General features: G+C 58.6%; 14 protein-coding genes. 4 read left to right on the top strand and 10 right to left on the bottom strand.

Annotated elements, in window-relative coordinates:
- Positions 1-477 precede the first annotated feature (477 nt).
- The 4 genes from ACQY5R_RS02870 to ACQY5R_RS02855 form a co-directional block, all read right to left on the bottom strand.
- Positions 478-1881 (bottom strand): sigma 54-interacting transcriptional regulator, encoded by a 1404-nt coding sequence (locus ACQY5R_RS02870; protein WP_428604239.1) that lies wholly within the window; start codon positions 1879-1881, stop codon positions 478-480.
- On the bottom strand, positions 1868-2419 hold the full coding sequence (locus tag ACQY5R_RS02865) for a hypothetical protein (protein WP_428604237.1): 552 nt from the start codon (positions 2417-2419) through the stop codon (positions 1868-1870). Before ACQY5R_RS02865 ends, ACQY5R_RS02870 begins: the two co-directional genes overlap by 14 nt.
- Complete coding sequence (locus tag ACQY5R_RS02860; RefSeq protein ID WP_428604234.1) at positions 2416-3927, bottom strand: ATP-binding protein; 1512 nt, start codon at positions 3925-3927, stop codon at positions 2416-2418. Before ACQY5R_RS02860 ends, ACQY5R_RS02865 begins: the two co-directional genes overlap by 4 nt.
- Before the next feature lie 249 nt (positions 3928-4176).
- Positions 4177-7413: a putative bifunctional diguanylate cyclase/phosphodiesterase gene (locus ACQY5R_RS02855; RefSeq protein ID WP_428604231.1), complete on the bottom strand. Its 3237-nt coding sequence runs from the start codon at positions 7411-7413 to the stop codon at positions 4177-4179.
- Positions 7414-7851: 438 nt separating this feature from the next.
- Between ACQY5R_RS02855 and ACQY5R_RS02850 the strand changes: the two genes are divergently transcribed.
- Positions 7852-8202: a BON domain-containing protein gene (locus ACQY5R_RS02850; RefSeq protein ID WP_428604228.1), complete on the top strand. Its 351-nt coding sequence runs from the start codon at positions 7852-7854 to the stop codon at positions 8200-8202.
- A gap of 52 nt (positions 8203-8254) precedes the next feature.
- On the top strand, positions 8255-8785 hold the full coding sequence (locus ACQY5R_RS02845) for a hypothetical protein (protein WP_428604225.1): 531 nt from the start codon (positions 8255-8257) through the stop codon (positions 8783-8785).
- Between the two features lie 11 nt (positions 8786-8796).
- Here the strand turns inward: ACQY5R_RS02845 and ACQY5R_RS02840 are convergent, their stop codons facing one another.
- The 3 genes from ACQY5R_RS02840 to ACQY5R_RS02830 all read right to left on the bottom strand — a co-directional run bounded on the left by ACQY5R_RS02840 (position 8797) and on the right by ACQY5R_RS02830 (position 11487).
- Positions 8797-9387: a DUF938 domain-containing protein gene (locus tag ACQY5R_RS02840; RefSeq protein ID WP_428604223.1), complete on the bottom strand. Its 591-nt coding sequence runs from the start codon at positions 9385-9387 to the stop codon at positions 8797-8799.
- A gap of 20 nt (positions 9388-9407) precedes the next feature.
- A complete protein-coding gene (locus ACQY5R_RS02835) occupies positions 9408-10568 on the bottom strand; it encodes a GNAT family N-acetyltransferase (RefSeq protein WP_428604221.1) in 1161 nt (386 codons plus the stop codon).
- A gap of 244 nt (positions 10569-10812) precedes the next feature.
- Positions 10813-11487, bottom strand: coding sequence for a glutathione S-transferase family protein (locus ACQY5R_RS02830; protein ID WP_428604219.1), 675 nt, complete (start codon positions 11485-11487; stop codon positions 10813-10815).
- A gap of 139 nt (positions 11488-11626) precedes the next feature.
- Between ACQY5R_RS02830 and aroG the strand changes: the two genes are divergently transcribed.
- Positions 11627-12691: a 3-deoxy-7-phosphoheptulonate synthase AroG gene (aroG, locus tag ACQY5R_RS02825; RefSeq protein ID WP_428604216.1), complete on the top strand. Its 1065-nt coding sequence runs from the start codon at positions 11627-11629 to the stop codon at positions 12689-12691.
- On the opposite strand, the gene ACQY5R_RS02820 is transcribed toward aroG, so the two are convergent.
- From ACQY5R_RS02820 to ACQY5R_RS02810, 3 genes are all read right to left on the bottom strand, one after another.
- Entirely contained in the window at positions 12688-13677 is a 990-nt protein-coding gene (locus tag ACQY5R_RS02820) for a hypothetical protein (RefSeq protein WP_428604214.1), read from the bottom strand. The genes aroG and ACQY5R_RS02820 overlap by 4 nt on opposite strands.
- A gap of 12 nt (positions 13678-13689) precedes the next feature.
- Positions 13690-14133 (bottom strand): tetratricopeptide repeat protein, encoded by a 444-nt coding sequence (locus ACQY5R_RS02815; RefSeq protein ID WP_428604212.1) that lies wholly within the window; start codon positions 14131-14133, stop codon positions 13690-13692.
- A 112-nt stretch (positions 14134-14245) separates the two neighbouring features.
- Positions 14246-15070 (bottom strand): inositol monophosphatase family protein, encoded by an 825-nt coding sequence (locus ACQY5R_RS02810; RefSeq protein WP_428604209.1) that lies wholly within the window; start codon positions 15068-15070, stop codon positions 14246-14248.
- Positions 15071-15217: 147 nt separating this feature from the next.
- Here ACQY5R_RS02810 and ACQY5R_RS02805 point away from each other — a divergent pair, with 147 nt between their 5' ends.
- Positions 15218-17191, top strand: a complete 1974-nt coding sequence (locus tag ACQY5R_RS02805; RefSeq protein ID WP_428604206.1) for a transglycosylase SLT domain-containing protein — start codon at positions 15218-15220, stop codon at positions 17189-17191.
- Positions 17192-17233: the final 42 nt, after the last annotated feature.

Here is a 17233-nt window from a genome sequence, read left to right as displayed (position 1 = left end):
GCCCGGCAACAACCTTTTGTAGTCCTGTTTGCAACTGCTTGATTTCCCACCCTTCCCGCTGTCGCCAAATGACAACAGCTGGGGCCGGCGCCCGAATGGGGCGGCTGGGACACCGCGCCACCCCCTCGTATATTCAATCCGGGATAAGTTCGTAGGGTCACCCCCCTGTGGTTACCCTTGGGGATCGCACCGAACCTGGACAGGCACCGGGCCTGCCCCTGCAGTCGATTTTTTTCAGCATGGTTATTTTGTTCTCGACAAGAGCGCAAAGACTGCTTTTCTTGGCGTACTTGGCGAGAGAAAGTAGACATTCCCACGCGGAGCGTGGGAACGAGAAATTCGTAGGAGCAACCCCTGTGGTTGCCCTGGGGGATCGCACTGGCCCCGGGCAGGCACAGGGGCCTACCCCTACGTTCCTTATTTCACAGCGGTTGACCAATAAGGTGAAGTGGCAGGGTTAAGCCGGATAATTCGGAATTATCCGGGCGAATCACCGGCCGCATCCTGCTTGAAACGGGCCGGCTCCAGATGGTGTCGTTTGAGCAACTTGTAAAATTCCGTACGGTTGCGCTTGGCGAGACGCGCCGCCTGGCTGACATTGCCATTCACCCGCTGCAGCAGCTCCACCAGATACTCCCGTTCAAACTGCTCCCGCGCCTCCTGAAACCCCGGCAGCAGGGCCGACTTGTCTTTCAACGCCTTTTCGACATTGCGCACAGGAATGATCGGCGTCGTGGAGAGTGCCGTCAGCTGCTCCACCACGTTTTGCAACTGACGCACATTGCCCGGCCAGTCATACTGCACCAGAGCCGTCAGCGCCTCAGCGGAAAAGCCTTTGACCCGGCTGGCATAGCGGGGGCTGATGCGGGACAGGAAGTGATTGGCCAGCAGCGGGATATCTTCACGCCGCTCACTCAGGGAAGGCAGGCTGAGTGTCACCACATTCAATCGATAGTAGAGATCCTGACGGAAATCGCCCGCTTCCACCAACGCATCCAGGTCATGGTGACTGGCAGAGATCATGCGCACATCCACTGGAATATCCTGGTTGGCACCCACCGGTCTTATCCGCTGCTCCTGCAGCGCACGTAGCAGCTTGACCTGGAACAGCGCCGGCATATCGCCGATTTCGTCCAAGAACAGGGTACCGCCATCGGCACTGCGAAACAGGCCGTCACGGGAAGCCACGGCGCCACTGAAAGCCCCCCGCACGTGGCCGAACAACTCCGACTCCAACAGTTCGGCGGGAATGGCACTGCAATTGACGGCGACAAACGGGCCTTGGGCGCGCGGGCTGACACGGTGTACGGCGCGCGCAATCAACTCTTTTCCCGTACCGCTCTCACCGTGGATGAACAGGCTGGCATCCCCCTGGGCGACCCGTTGCACCTCCTGTAACAACTGCTCCATCGACTGGCTGCGCGTGATGATCTCCGCCCGCCAATCCGGCTGATCTCCCGGCTCGCTCTCGGCGTGCGGTTCGCCCGCCAAATCCAGCGCCTGCTCGACCTGGGCAATCAGCTCCTTGCTGTCGAAGGGCTTGGTCAAGAAACCGAACACGCCCTGGCGGGTCGCCTCCACCGCCTCGGCAATGGTGCCGTGGGCCGTCAGGATAATGACCGGCAACAAGGGATAATGTTGTTGCAGATAGCGGAACAGGGCCAGGCCATCCATCTCGCCCATGCGCAGATCCGTCACCACCAGGTGAGGCCTGAACTGGGGCACCAGGCCCACCGCCTGCTCGCCGCTGCTGGCGCACTCAACAACCAGGCCGATCGCGGTCAGCCGCAAGGAGAGCAACCGCAGCAGGCTCGGGTCGTCATCCACCAACAGCACCCGCCGGCGCTGCGATGAATCGGTTTGTCCGTTACTGTTTTTCATCTAGTCTCTGATTAATACTGGTCTCAATCCGTTTCAGGTCGCGCAGCTGTTTCTCCAGCAAGCGTCTTACCTGATCCTCCCGGTTCAGCCGCTCCTGCAACTTCTGCTGTTCCAGGGAAAGCTTATGCAACTGTTGGGCCTGCTGCTGTCGCTGTTGCAACAGGCTGAGCTGATAAGCGGCAAACTGACGCACCTCCTCCGCCACGAAGCGTTTCCCCAACAGCCGGTTGATCAAGCCTATCGCTTCCGCCGGCTCGCCGCACGCCTCGTTCAGACTTATCGCGGTGGCCAGATACCAGCCGCTCCAGGGATTGCCGTCGCGACTCACAACGGGGCGTATATCCTGACAGAGTGTCGCCTGTTCCCGAGCGGAATGAGCCTGGAAACGGGCGGAAAAGGCCATCAAATCCTCAAGGGTCATGCCCGGCGTAATCGTTGCCATCTTGAGCGTGGCGGTCAGACTATCGTCATGGCGGATCAGGTTATGCTGACAACCGGACAAGAGCAGCAGGAGACAGAGCCAACCAATCCGCTTCATGTGATCGCCCCCGGCAACCGGTCCGGACCAAGCGGCAGTTCCATGCAGATACGGGCACCGGGATACGCCTCCGTCGCCGGCAGCAGGGAGATCCCGCCGCGGTGGCGTAACACCGTATCATGCACCAGCGCCAACCCCAGCCCGGACCCCTTCACGCTGGATCGACCGCTGCTGGTACCCTGATAAAATTCCTCAAATACATATGGCTGATCTTGCATTGAAATCCCTTCCCCCTGATCTTCGATCAGAAATGAACCCATACCCTGTTCGACCGACAGACTAAGGCGGATCCGCCCCCCTTCGGGAGAAAACTTGATGGCATTATTCAATAGGTTGCCCAACGCCATGCGGATCGCCTCTCTGTCACCCTGTATGGTTACCGTCATCAAATTGTCGACTATCTGCAGTTGCTTGCTCTTCAACAGCAGCCGGTAATCATCCAGCAACTTCCTCAGCAGCTGCGCCCATTCGAACTCACTGGGCTCCGCCAACGTACGCTGATTGGCCAGTCGCTGAAATTCCAGCAGATTCTCCACCAATCCGTTTAACTGAAGCGTGCCGATGGTCATCAATTGAACAATTTCCCGCTGCTCCGGATTCAATTCACCGACCACCTCATCCTCCAGCAGGTCGGCCCCTTCCCGCAGGGTGGCCAACGGTGTCTTCAGTTCATGGGAAATATTACGGATAAACTGCTGCTTCTCACCCTCCAACGCCCGTAATCGCTGCCGTAGCCAATCCAGGTGATGTCCCAACGCCTCCAGGTCACTCGGCCCGCGAATCTCCACCGGTTGATCAAAGCGTCCGGCACCCAGTTCACTGATCACCCGCTCTATATGCCTGATCGGCCGGGTCAACAGATAGACAAACAACAAGCCCAACACCAGTGCCAGCGGTAGTGCCAGGATGGCCCAGCGCAGCATCGATCCGCGCACCCGGCTCGCTTCCCTGGACAGCGCTTCCGCCTCGATACCCACTTGCTTGCCCCCGGTCTGCAGCAGCGCCCGCGCCTGCAGTGTCAGCGTCACGTAGCCCTGTAGATCATCGGTAGTGAGCGATGTTCGGGCCTTGCCGATCTTCTCCTGGATATGCTGAAACAGCCCCTGCTCGGCCGCCACCAGCCCTTCTAACGGAATGCGCAGATCCTTCGACAGATCGTCAAAGCGGAGTCCCTGCGCCACCTCGACAAACGCGTTGTGATGCAATCGGTACACCGACAGCAACTCCGGATCCTGCAAAATCTGGAATTGACGAATACCCCGCTCCATAGAGACCAACCGTTCCAGCAGCGTCCGCCCGCCTTCCGTCGCCCTGACGGTTTGAAACAGCGCCTGCTGACTCTTTTCGGTATATTCGCTCACCGCCAGCAGACCCGATATCAGGGCCATTACCAGGGGCAGCGTCACCAGCAAAAAGCCGACCAGTGACCAGTGATAGAGCGAGCCGGTGGAAAAGCGTCTCGTGGCACGAGGAAGGTCCCCGGCATCGGTCCATTCAACCCGTCGCATTATCCCTCCTGCGCCGGTTACCGACGTGTACGATCGATCGCCAAATAAAATCCCCCCTCACTTCAACCCTCTGTATAAGCGTATTGAAAAAACCGTGCAGCATAAGCCTTGTTCGACTGCTTCAGTATAGAGCAGTTCGCAGACGCGACGCCTTGCGGCGCCGGCCGGGGCAATGCCATCAAAAACTGGGGGCTGGTTCACGCTATGCGCCAGCAACGGGAGGTAAAAATAGCCGGCGGAGACCGGCTATCAGGAGGCTTGGCTGGTCTGCTGTTGCAATAGGCTGGAGAAGGCGTCGGCCGGCAGCGGCTTGCTGAACAGGAAGCCCTGGTACTGATCGCACCCTTCACGACGCAAGAACTCCAACTGTTCAGGGGTTTCTACACCTTCACCCAGGAGTTTGACATTGAGGGTGTGGGACATACCGATCATAGCCCGCACTACCGCTTCATCATTGGCGTTGCCGATGCCGTTGATGAAGCTGCGATCGATCTTGATCACATCAAACGACAACCGCTTTAACCGATCGAACGACGAGTAACCGATACCGAAGTCATCGATGGATACCGATATGCCCAGCGCCTGCAAGCGACTGATGGTACTCAGGTTGTCATCCTGCTCATACATCACGGTGGTCTCGGTCAACTCCACCTCTAACCACTCCGGGGCCAACTCGTAAGTAGCCAGCGTCCGCTCGACCACTTCGACGATATCTGCGCTGCGCAACTGGACCGGGGAAAAATTCACCGCAATGCGGATCGGCTGGAAACCGCGCTTTTGCCACGCCTGGTTCTGGCGGCAGGCTTCATCCAGGACAAATTCACCCAGTGCATTGATCAGCCCGCTCTTCTCGGCGATCGGAATGAATTCGTTCGGCCCCACCAACCCCCGCTCGGGATGGTTCCAGCGCACTAACGCCTCGGCCCCGATGATAGCCCCACTGGCGATCTCCAACTTGGGCTGGTAATGCAACAACAACTCACCATTGGCGATCGCATCACGCAGTTCACGACGTAATTTTTTGTGCTGTTCGGCCGTCTCCTGCATTTCCGGAATAAAGAACTGGAAACCGCATCCCCCCTGCTCCTTAGCCTGATACATGGCGGTATCGGCATGCTTCAGCAACTGGTCGGGCTGATCGGCGTCATCGGGGAACAGCGCAATCCCGATACTGCAACCGGTCTCCACATGGTGGCCGCGTATCTCAAAATCACCGGACAACGCCTCCAGCAGTCGCTGCGCCAGATCCGCCAGGTGATCGGTGTCCAGAATACCGGTCACAATCAGGGCAAACTCATCGCCACCGAGCCGGGCGGCGGTATCCCCTTCCCGGATACTCGAATTGAAGATATCGGCCACCTCGATCAGCAGCGCGTCGCCAATATCGTGACCGAGACTGTCATTCACCTCTTTAAATTTATCCAGGTCGATGAAGAGCAGGCCCAACTGTTCATCGTTGCGGTGCGCTCTGGCCAGCGCCATATTCAGGTGATCCTTGAATAGCGTCCGATTCGCCAGCCCGGTCAGATCATCGTACTGCGCCATGATCTTCATCTGATCTTCCGCCTTTTTCCGCTCCTGATTCTCCTTGGATAGCATCAGGTTGATCATCTTCAGTTCCCGCGTGCGCTGTGCCACGGTCTTCTCCAGATCCCGCTTGACCTGTTCCAGCCCCTTCTCCGCTTCGCGTCGACGCGTCACCTGCTGCTGCAGTTTGTTTACCGCATTCTCGATGGTCAGGGCCACCGCATTGAACGAGTGGGCCAGCCGTCCCATCTCATCCTCGGTCTCCACTTTGAACCGATACTGCAGATCACCTTCCTGGAAACGGCGCAGCCCGCCAATCAGATAGAGGATCCGGCGCGTAATGTAGGAGGCCATCCAGATCCCCACAATCACCACAATCACGACCATCAGCAAAGTGGAGAAAGATAACTTATAGGTGAGTTGCTGCAGGCTGGAGCCGATGAACGCTTGCATGCCGGCCTGTTCGTCATCCATACGCTCTTTCTCTTTGAGGATGACCTGATCGATCTGCTTCTGTGCCTCTGTGGCCGGCAGATGAAATTCATGCACGTTGGCACCAATGGTTACAAAACCGAAGCCGCGGGGCGACTGGGCGTACTGTCCGGTGAAATAGGGGATGGCCGCGGCGGTAGTCAGCTTCCATATCCCGCTCCAGAAAATGACGAACGATCCCGAGCCGCCATTCCGGGTCAGGTTCCACCAGCCGGCACACTGGGGGGCAAACTTGAGATAGCGGCAATCCAGGGCCACCTCCCCCCGGGCAATCTGTTCCAGCGCCGGCTTGATCTCCAGTGACTGGTCGGCGAATGTCGGCTCGTCTTCGAGAAAGGTCTCAATCGGCAGTTTACTCGCCCGCCAGCGATCGAAGGTCTGCTTATCCAGCCAGGGCGCAACCGGGTGACCGGTCTCCGGGTCGTAACCGACAATAAAATAGTCCCGCGGATGAGAGATATTTCGCCCCTTGTAATCCCACATAAAGGCGTAGTTGCCGCTGCTGGCATCGGAGATTTCAGAGAACCGTTCCGCCGTGGGCACCAGGTGATCGGTAAAGGCCATGAGATGGCTATGGTCGAGTGCAAGCGTGACATAGCCGATACGCTGCCCGTCCCGGATGACCGGTTTGGCCCAGCGAACCAGTCCCTGGAAGCGTTTGCCCAGCGGATTCTCTTTGCCGGCATAAGCGGCCGCTTCCGGTTGGTAAGCCACACCGCGCTTCGCCGCATGATACGGCGTGAATGCACCGATCAGCGGCGTACTGACATAGGCCCCCTTCACATCGGACACATAGATTTCATCATCCGCCAACGCGGACAATTTGGAGAAGTAATCTTCCGCCTTGAGCCAGGTATTGTGTCTGTCTGACACATCGTTCAGCGTCTTGGCGAGCAGATCCGAGGTGGTGATCTTGATCCGCTCTTGTCCGCTCAGATCGACAAAAGTGAGTTCCAGATAGAGAGGCCGGGACTCCAGGTGCAGCCGCCCCTGGGGAGGACGGTAATGAAACTCCCGCTGATTATCTTTCAGTATCGCCTCGACCGGCGTCACATCCTCGGCCACTTCCTCAGCAGGAACCCAGGCATCCTCCTGTTCGTTGATTTTCCAGGGTCCGTGCACCGGTAGATCACGTTTCCGGCTACTGAGAAAGCGTCGATAAATCTCTTCACCGGGATCAAATGACGCCACATAGGAGATATCCCGGTCGATGCTATGGAGAAAATCGGCAACGGCCGCCGCTGTCACCGTGGTCTGTCGTTCAATCGACTCCTGGGCCTGGCGATCGAGGGCCGTCACCGATTCATCAATCGCCAACTTCCCAACGTTACCGGTGATCGTACGCATTTCACCCGACATCTTTTCCAGCTGTCCCTGCAACTCACCACCCAGGTGTTGAATACCCTGCCACGCAAGCCAGGCCAGGGCAACCAGCGGTAACACCTTGATCACTATAAAAATAGTCACCAATTTGGCGCGGATACCTGCATTTCTAGGAAATATCCGCATATTAGGAAACAGCAGTGGGGTCAGGGTGATTGACAGCGCTTAACAAAACAGGTCGGGTCATTCTTGCTCCTTATCAGAACTGGCTTCTGCACAAACTTGCCATGCAAACTAATAAGGACGTCCGGTGTCTCTGCCCCTACTTCCGGGGCGTATAGGTATATTATCGACAGGAAATGAGAAAAATTGAGCAGAATTAGACTAAATTTACCGATGCCGGCCGCGGATAACCGAACAGGCCGCGCGCTGACCCGTGGCCCATCCTGTCCACCTGTTCACAGTAACGCGCTGTCTCGCCGTTTCAACTGAGCGCGTGGTTGCCCACCCGGTAAAATCAGAGTAGATATAAAGCACCAACCTGCATACTGTGAATCACTGCATGAAAGGCTGTTTAACGAAATGAGTAAACGCGCAACCCAGTTACTGGGATTGACCGGTTTCGTGTTAATTCTTCTGCTCGCCCTGTATAACGGCACACACAAAATCGAACAGGATCTCACCCTTCGCGGTGAAACCCTGGTGTCTGAAAAGCAGTTGCCGTGGGTCAACATAGAGGTGGAAGGACGCAACCTGCGGCTAAGGGGTGAAGCACCATCAGAAAAGGCGGCCGGTCGAGCCGTTGAGCTGTTGGCGGCACTGGAAGGCGTCAATCAGGTCATTGATTCGTTCACCATCGTGCCGACCAACCAACACGCCACCGACAAACCGACCAGCGACTCCCCCTGGACATCGACAGTCAAGGCACGCTGATCGGGATCAGATAAAAGAACGAAAGTCGCCGGACAGGTAAAGGAATAGAGAGATGGGTTACCTTTTTTTTCAGATACTGATTTGGATACTGCTGGCATTCGGCCTGGGGGGCGTCATCGGCTGGCTGCTGCGCGGTTTTACCCACGGTTTTCAGGACGACGAAAAGAGTGATGGCGAAGCCATCGGCCGTGGTGACGACCATATCATCGTGTCACTGCTACGCGCTGAATTAAACGAGTACAAAAAACGCCTGCAGGCGCTGGAATCGACCACCGAAGCGCCCAAACCCAGTACGGAAAAAGCCAAACCGGTGATCGCCGACGACTGGCGCCCCACCCCGCTGCCGGGACCCAAAGGTGAGGCGGACAACCTGAAAAAAGTACGCGGCATCGGCCCCAAGATTGAACAGACCCTGAACGATCTGGGCATCTACCACTATTACCAGATCGCCGCCCTAAGCAAGGAAAACATCCGCTGGTTGAACAACCACCTGCATTTTCCCGGCCGCATTGAGCGGGAACAGTGGGTGGAACAGACCCGCGAACTGGTGAAACAGCAAATCAGTCAGGCACAGAGCGCCTAACGGCTGTTCGGCTACTGGCGTTGCCAACAGAGAATACGGTTGTTGGCCGGCATCGCGTAATCATTCAGCAACCGCATACCGGCCGCTTCGGCGAGGCGATCCAGGTCTTCAAAATCCCGCACCCCCATGGCCGGATCCCGTCCCTTCAGCCACCCATCGAAACGGGCATTGCTATCACTGGTGAAAAGACCGTTGTAATTGAACGGTCCATAGAGGGCAAAGAGCCCTCCCGACGGGAGCAGTCCGCCGACACCGGCGAACATCGCTTCCACCTCCGGCCAATGCATGATGTGGGCGGTATTGGCGGAAAAGACCGCGTCCACCTCCAGCTCCGGCCAGGTGGAACGGGCCACATCCAGCTGCAGCGGTGCGCAAACATTGGGCAGCGCCGCCTCCTCCAGCCACAGGCGGATACCGGCATGATATTCCGGGCAGTCGCTGGTGTACCAAGTAAGGTGAGGCAATGCGGCGGCGAAGTAGACCGCATGCTGACCGGTGCCACTGCCGATCTCCAACACGCCTCGCCGATCGGCGAACAGCGGCTTGATGACCGACAGGATCGGCTCGCGGTTCTGGTCACAGGATTCAGAATAGGGTTTCATCGCTTATCCAACATTCCGCTTCATTCGGTCACCGCCTCACGATAGGGTATCGACGCCTGCAGTTGATCCAGATAGGCGGCAATGGCCGCCTGTTCATGCTCGGTGTAACGGGCAATCGGGCCACGGAACCCGTCATCCCTTATCCAGTGGCTGGAACGGGTCAGGGTGGGAACAAATCCCCGCGGCAGTTTGTGTTCTCCCTGCGCACCGGGTTCGAAGCAGGCCAACCCCTGCTCGATACAGTGCTCAATGCCCTGGTAGTAGCAAGCCTCGAAATGGAGTCCGTCCACCCAGCAGTCGCTACCCCAGTGCCGGCCATAGAGTGTGGTATCGCTCTGATACATGAGCGACCCGGCGATACACTCACCCTCCAGATCGGCCAGCACCAGCAACACCTGGTCCGGTAGCTGTGCTGCTACCTCACGGAAGAAACCGTAGTTGAAGGTGGCCATGCCCCATTTTTCACTGAAGGTCTTGTTATAAAAATGGGTGAACCGCTGCCAGTCATACGTCGAGGCGGAGTGTCCGTTAAGCCGCCTCAGGGTGACGCCCGCCTCCACCACCCGTCGCCGTTCCTGACGGATATTCTTGCGCTTCTTGGCCACCAATCCGTCGAGAAACTGATCGAAGTCCCGGTAGTGGCGGTTGTGCCAGTGAAACTGTACATCGTGACGGGTCAGCAACCCCTGCCCGGCAAGAAACTCAAACCCTTCATCAGCCGGGAACAGACAGTGGAAACTGCTGGCACCCATCCGATCGGCCAGCTGCAACACGGTCTCCAGCAGTACCGGATAGAGCGTCGCCTCCTCTCCCGGCGCCGCCAACAGCCGCTGCCCCGAGGCCGGCGTATAGGGCACGGCCGAGACCAGCTTGGGAAAATAGGCAAGACCGGCCCGGTGGTACGCATCGGCCCAGGCGTTGTCAAAGACAAACTCACCGTAGGAGTTGTGTTTTTCATACAGCGGCATGGCCGCCACCAACTGCCCGTCACGATAGACGGCGATATGTCGGGGAAGCCAGCCAAAGCGCTCTCCCACGCAGTCATGCTGCTCCATGGCATGCAGGAACTCATGGCGAATCAAGGGGTTGTTATCCCGCACCAGCCCGTTCCACCCGGCGGCGGGTATTTCGCTGATACGGCTATGAATGGCTATCTGCAACCTGACCACGTCCAACTTCATTGCTAAAGGAAGCCCTGATTAACGCTATCCCTGGCTATATCAGCGCACGAAAACAAAAAAATATAATTTCGAGTTTTCTTTATGTTCAATCACTTACAGTCATCGAACAGGGCTACACATCCCTGTGCAGCCTGAACCTCCGAATCAATCAGAGGTTCCTTGATACTGGAAATGTAGCAGGGCAGGAGCCGGCTAAATACCGCTGATTACTGATGGATATGCCTCACACCGCTCACGGCAAGCCTTAAAACGGTACACTTGGCCAGTCCGCCTCATCCTCGTCGATCACCGCGTCCTCCGCACGACCCTCCTTCACCCACTGCTGAATCGCCGCACTATCAAACAGGGTCTGGGCATAGGCGGCGGAGACCGGATCCATCTCAATCTCGTAGCTCAACAGCCTCAACACCACCGGCGCATACATACAATCGGCAACGCTGAATTCACCAAACAACCAGGGACCGCTCGCCCCATAACGTTCGCGGCAGAAGTTCCACAATCCCAGGACCCGGTCAATATCCCGCTGCGCCTCGGGGCCGGGCTGGAATCCCGGGAAACGGCGCCGACAGTTCATCGGCAACTCACCCCGCAAGCCGAAAAAGCCGGAGTGCATCTCGGCGCAGACCGAACGGGCCACCGCCCGGGCGGAACGCTCCTGCGGCCAACCCCGGGTCTCGGGAAAACGTTCAACCAGATACTCCAGGATCGCCAACGAATCCCACACCTCCAGATCATCGTCGATCAGCACCGGCACTTTGTTGTCCGAAAAGTGCACCGCCAGCTCTCGCTCCATGCTGTCGGTAAACAGTTTTACCTTTTTGATGTTGAAGGGGATGCCATGGTGGGCCAGGAAAAGCCACGCCCGCAGCGACCAGGAGGAGTAATTTTGATTGCCGATTACCAGAGTCAGTTCCGTCATCACGCCACCTCACTTTGAAAGATTGTTGTGAAGAGGCAGCATACACAAGCCACCCGCCCCTGTCAGGAGTCCCTGTTGCCGGGATCGATTAGGCTATACAATTGTCAGCTGATTATCATTACCGATTATGAGAGAGACCATGCGCCACAAGACCGACGACCTTCGCATCGAAGCCATTAAAGAGCTGGTAGCACCGGCTGACCTGCTGGCCGAATTCCCCGTTACCGATGCAGTCGCCGACACGGTGTTTAATGCGCGTCGTGAAATCCACCGCATTCTGCACGATGAAGATGACCGGATTCTGGTAATCGTCGGTCCCTGCTCGGTGCATGATCCCGCCGCGGCACGCGATTACGCCACCCGTCTGAACGCACTGCGCGAAGAGTTGGCGGACGATCTGTTGATCGTGATGCGGGTCTATTTTGAAAAACCGCGCACCACCGTCGGCTGGAAAGGGTTGATCAATGACCCGGATCTGGACGGCACCTTCCACATCAACAAAGGACTGAAACTGGCACGCCAACTACTGCTGGACGTCAACAGCATGGGCTTGCCCGCCGGCACCGAATTCCTTGACCTGATCAGCCCCCAGTACATCGCCGACCTGGTGAGCTGGGGCGCCATCGGCGCCCGCACCACCGAGAGTCAGGGGCACCGGGAACTGGCCTCCGGCCTCTCCTGCCCGGTCGGTTTCAAGAACGGCACCAACGGCACCCTGCGCATCGCCCTCGATGCGATCCGCGCCGCCTCCCAGCCGCACTGTTTCCTGTCGGTAACCAAAGAGCGCCACTCCGCCATCTTCACCACCAAGGGCAATGAGGATTGCCACGTGATCCTGCGCGGCGGCAGCCGGCCCAATTACGACACCGAAAGCATCAACATCGCGTCGGAAGAGATGGAGCAATCCGGCTTCAAACCGCGCATGATGATCGACTTCAGCCATGCCAATTCACGCAAGCGTCACCAGAAACAGATCGACGTGGGTCGCGACGTTGCCGGCCAGATCGCCCGTGGCGACCGCCGCATCAACGGCGTGATGATCGAAAGCTTCCTGGTGGCTGGCCGCCAGGATTGGCGCGCCGATGAAGAGCTGACCTACGGACAGAGCATCACCGATGCCTGCATCAGCTGGGAAGACACCGAACCGCTGCTGCGCACCCTGGCCGAAGCGGTCCGCCAGCGGCGCACACAGTCGGGCGGTTAACGAACGATACGGAAACGATAGCGCTCTCCATCCAGGGTGACCCCGTCACCCGGGGCGTGCATCTCGGTAGCCCGGTCTATCTGCCCATTCCCGTCGCTATCGATACTGATACCGTCGTTGGTGTAGTCGCCATCCGGATGCAGATTGTCGGTCAGGTAGGCGGCATAACGCCGCCCCTTGATCTGCAACTCGCCGGAGAGCTGGGTGCGGTTATAGAAACGCAGACTGTGATCGCGCCAACTCTGGTCGGTGGAAAATATCCAAAGCTCCAGATCACCTTTTAACGCCGCGATCCCGCTCATGCGCGCCAGGAGCAGCCGCAATCGGCCGGCAAACCGGCCCTTGCCCCGATTGACCAGCGGTTCCCCGTCATCGCTCAAATCCCCATTTCGGTTGCGATCCACATACAGCCGATACCCCTGCGGATCGGTATCCAGGACAAAGGCATAACTGATGCCGTTTGCCATATCGATGCGCCCATATTTCTGCACCGGCCCCTGAAAGGGGGGCAACCGTCGATGCAGGGATCCGGGACGGCCGGTGAACGGGAGCGGATGGGAGGTGACGCCGATCTTGAAACCCACCGGTCTGAAACCGCGACTGATCGAGAGTGGAATCCCGTCACCCGCCGCCACCTCAACCGGTGCATCCCGGGTTGCCGTCCTGACGGGAGGGGCCGCCGTAACAGCAGGGATTGTCGCCGGCGGTACCGGGCCTGGTAGCACGGGGAGCGTCGGCGCCTGAACGCGTCGGGAGGAGGAAGGAGGCGACGCGCTCTTTTCCCAGCCCAACCATTGCCGCAGCTCATAGCCCAGCCGCTCCAGCGGCAACTGACCGCTGTACCACAACCAGCCCAGGACGGCGACCCCGATCAACCAAACTAGTCCGCCGACGCGGCTTCTCTGGCGTTCGGGAGCCGGGTCCTCTATCCGACCACCACGCAGCTCGCTGCGACGGTCGGGGAATTCATGCACCCGCTCCTTCATCCGGCGACCGGTTTACTTTTCGGTAAACCCGGCGGCGTGGTACCAGCGCCTGGCCAATTCCGGGTCCTGCTCCACACCCTCACCCTGCTCATACATCATCGCCAGGGTGGTCTGGGAACCGACTAATCCCTGCTCGGCGGCCTTGGTGAACCACTCCACCGCCTTGGCGCCATTCTTCTCGACACACTCCCCTTCCATGTACATGAACCCCAGACCATGCTGGGCCAGTGCCATGCCGCTCTCTGCCGCCGCCTTCATGTACTTGTAGGCCATCAACTGGTTGACCGTCATGCCGAGGCCGTTTTGGGCCATGATCGCCATACGGTATTGCGCTTCCGGATTGCCCTCTTCGGCCAGTCCCGAAAGTAGCTTGGTAGCACTGGCGAAATGTTTCGCCTCGAAGGCCGCGATGCCGCTACCCAGCTCCATATCCAGTTGTTCATCGTTACTGCTCATGCCTATACCTCCAGATTATCCGGGTACGTTACCGCTTACGCTGCCGCACCCGACATAGTGTTCTATTTTATATGCTGCACGCACTCTCACCGCCCTCCGAACCGGCGGCGCATTACTCTGCCGTCGCAAAACCGGCCTGTTGCAACCACTCCTGCCAGCGTCCGAACAGATTCTCATCCACCGCACCCAACGCCGGCTGCACCGCCAGCCCCAGATGCTCCGGCTCGTTTCTACCCTTAAACACCCCACCTGCTTCAGAGAAGATCAACCGTCCCGCGGCGTAATCCCACAGTTTTTGGCCGCCATGCAGATTGAGGTGGGCGCGCCCCGCCGCCAGCCAGCACCACTCCAGCGCAATAGCCCCAAAGCAGCGCTGTGAACGATAGGGAGGTTGGTTGGAGAGCCGCACCGCCAGCTCGGCCGTGAGACGTTTGAAATCGACGATGGCGATACACTCTTTCAGCGCGTCGGGACCGGGCTGCAAGCGCAACGGTTCATCGTTGAGCCAGGCACCCCGTCCCCGTTCGGCGCGAAAGCATTCATGACGCACCGGATCATAGACAATCCCCAATACTGAACGCCCGCCCACTATCAAGGCCAGGGAGAGGGCAAAATAGGGCAGCCCGGAGGAGTAGTTGGTGGTGCCATCCAGCGGGTCCACACACCAATAGCACGCTTGCTCCGCCAGCGCCTGCTGCTCTTCTATCGTCATCTCTTCCCCCATCAGGGGAATCTCCGGCCAGTTGACCGCCAACTGCTCGATCAGTCGCTGCTGTACGGCCAAATCGGCATCGGTGACCAAGGTGCCGTCGCTCTTACGGCTGATATCGGGCTGACGAAAGCGAGGGAGTACCTCGGCTTCAGCGATATCGATCAGGATGTGCTGCAATTGTCGGCTGTCGGGCCATTCGGAACTGTCTGGGGATTGTGTTGCCATCTTTCTATCATCCCGTATAACCCGCCACCGGGCAATCGGCTACGTCCGTGTAAATTGAGAGGGTTTTCCCCCTTGCACCTTGCCGCCGCCGCCCCTAAGCTTTGCGTCATGCCACGGGTTTTGTGCAACAGAAGGAGTAACAGGGAGGTGGTTCTGCCAAGAACCGGTACCCGGCTGCAGTCATTGCTGTGGCTCTGCACCCTCTTGCCCGCCCTGGTACTGGCCAGCCCGGACCTGGACCGGCAACGCAGTGAATTTCTCGCGGCGGAGCGCATCCTCTCCAGCGGTGACCTGAACAAATACCGCACGCTGCGCGCCTCGCTGAAGCAGTACCCGCTCTTTCCCTATCTGGAGTACCAGGCGCTGCAACGGCAGCTCCCCACCCTCGACAGCAGCCAGGTGGATGACTTCATCAGCCGCTATGCCGACTCACCGCTGGCGCAGCGGATGCGGCGTCTTTGGCTGACCGAACTGGCCGAGCGGGAGAAATGGTGGACTTACCTGGTCTTTTACCGGCCCAATTTGGGGACGATCTATCAGTGCCACCAGTTGACCGCTCTGCTCGAAACCGGAAAGGCCGAACAAGCACTGGCCCAGGTGGAACCGATTTGGCTCTATCCCCGCTCACGACCTGAAGCCTGCGATCGGATTCTGGAAAGCTGGATCGACGCAGGAAAACTGACGCCGGCGCTGGCCTGGAAACGGGTTGAACTCGCCATGCAGGCATCGGAGAGCCGCTTCGCCGGCTATCTGAAACGTTACCTCAACAGCGAACAGCAAGCTTGGCTACAAACCTGGCAAGCATTACAGCGCAACCCGCAGCAGATTGACCAGGCGATACCCCGGCTGGCGGGCAGCCCCGCGCAAAGCCGTATTGTTCTGGATGCCTTCAAACGGTTGGTTAGACGGGATATCGACCGGGCCGTCACCCTCTGGGGCCCGTTACAAAAGGCCGTCCCGTTCAGCGAACGGGAGCGCTATCGCGGACAGCGCGCCCTACTGATGGGCATGATACGCGACAATCATCCCGACGCGCTGATCGCACTGGATGCCTTTACCCCTACCGAGAAAGATTACGCCCTGCACGAAGCGCGGCTCAGGAGCGCCCTGAAGAAACGCGACTGGAAGCAGTTATTGGACTGGATAGCCCAACTGCCGGAACGGCTAAAGGACTCCGATCGCTGGCGCTACTGGCAGGCACGGGCGCTGGCGAAGACCGGCCAAAACAGCGGGGCGGAAGCCATTTTCGCCACCCTGGCAAAACAGCGCAGCTACCACGGCTTTCTGGCCGCCGACAGACTACAGCAGCCGTATCGCTATGACTCCACCCCGCTGGACCTGCAACAGCCGGGCATCGACCGCCTGGCACAGCGGCCACCCCTGCTGCGGGCACGCGAACTGTTCCAACTGGGACGGTTTCTCGATGCACGGCGTGAGTGGCATGCCGGGGTGCGCAATCTGAAGCGACTGGATTTGAAGCGGGTCGCCAAGCTGGCCCAATCCTGGGGTTGGCACGACCGGGCGATCTTCACCCTGGCCCGCACCGGTTACTGGGATGACCTGGAGTTACGCTTCCCGCTGGAACACCAGGTCCTGGTCACGGAGAAGTCGGCCGATACCGATCTGGACAAATCCTGGGTGTTTGCCGTAATCCGCCAGGAGAGCGCCTTTTCCAGCGATGCTTACTCCCCCGCCGGTGCCCGCGGACTGATGCAGTTGATGCCGGCGACCGCCCGCTTTATCGCCCGCAAAGAGAAACTGAAAAAACCCGCTCCTGCCCAGTTACTGAAACCGGAACTGAATATCACGTTGGGCACCGCTTACCTGAATCATGTCTACCAACAGCTGGGCGAACACCAAGTGCTGGCCACAGCCGCCTACAATGCCGGTCCGAATAATGTGTTGAGCTGGCTGCCGGACGCCACCCTGCCCGCCGACATCTGGGTGGAGCTGATTCCGTTCAATGAGACCCGGCGCTATACCGAACGGGTATTGAGCTATGCGGCCATCTACGACCAACGCCTGCAGCAGCCGTTGCAGCGGCTCTCAACCCGCATGTCCCCGGTGCAACCCAAAGACCAGGTGGCCGCCAACCGAGTGGTGGTCGCAAAAGGAACCTAGGATTTTTTGAATAGGCCTACACCGTTCCGGCGTAGGGGTCAT

It is taken from the genome of Sedimenticola sp., from assembly GCF_050289425.1.
In the GTDB taxonomy this organism is placed as follows: Bacteria; Pseudomonadota; Gammaproteobacteria; order Chromatiales; family Chromatiaceae; genus Sedimenticola.
Note: the sequence above shows the minus strand (reverse complement) of the source record. Positions and strands in the feature narration are given on the sequence as shown.

What these genes read in the sequence shown, in the direction of transcription:
- ACQY5R_RS02815 (WP_428604212.1), bottom strand. Translation starts at nt 14,133, where the DNA reads ATGAGCAGTAACGATGAACAACTGGATATGGAGCTGGGTAGCGGCATC.
- ACQY5R_RS02865 (WP_428604237.1), bottom strand. Translation starts at nt 2,419, where the DNA reads ATGAAGCGGATTGGTTGGCTCTGTCTCCTGCTGCTCTTGTCCGGTTGT.
- ACQY5R_RS02830 (WP_428604219.1), bottom strand. Translation starts at nt 11,487, where the DNA reads ATGACGGAACTGACTCTGGTAATCGGCAATCAAAATTACTCCTCCTGG.
- ACQY5R_RS02810 (WP_428604209.1), bottom strand. Translation starts at nt 15,070, where the DNA reads ATGGCAACACAATCCCCAGACAGTTCCGAATGGCCCGACAGCCGACAA.
- ACQY5R_RS02870 (WP_428604239.1), bottom strand. Translation starts at nt 1,881, where the DNA reads ATGAAAAACAGTAACGGACAAACCGATTCATCGCAGCGCCGGCGGGTG.
- ACQY5R_RS02835 (WP_428604221.1), bottom strand. Translation starts at nt 10,568, where the DNA reads ATGAAGTTGGACGTGGTCAGGTTGCAGATAGCCATTCATAGCCGTATC.
- ACQY5R_RS02860 (WP_428604234.1), bottom strand. Translation starts at nt 3,927, where the DNA reads ATGCGACGGGTTGAATGGACCGATGCCGGGGACCTTCCTCGTGCCACG.
- ACQY5R_RS02840 (WP_428604223.1), bottom strand. Translation starts at nt 9,387, where the DNA reads ATGAAACCCTATTCTGAATCCTGTGACCAGAACCGCGAGCCGATCCTG.
- ACQY5R_RS02845 (WP_428604225.1), top strand. Translation starts at nt 8,255, where the DNA reads ATGGGTTACCTTTTTTTTCAGATACTGATTTGGATACTGCTGGCATTC.
- ACQY5R_RS02820 (WP_428604214.1), bottom strand. Translation starts at nt 13,677, where the DNA reads ATGAAGGAGCGGGTGCATGAATTCCCCGACCGTCGCAGCGAGCTGCGT.
- ACQY5R_RS02850 (WP_428604228.1), top strand. Translation starts at nt 7,852, where the DNA reads ATGAGTAAACGCGCAACCCAGTTACTGGGATTGACCGGTTTCGTGTTA.
- aroG (WP_428604216.1), top strand. Translation starts at nt 11,627, where the DNA reads ATGCGCCACAAGACCGACGACCTTCGCATCGAAGCCATTAAAGAGCTG.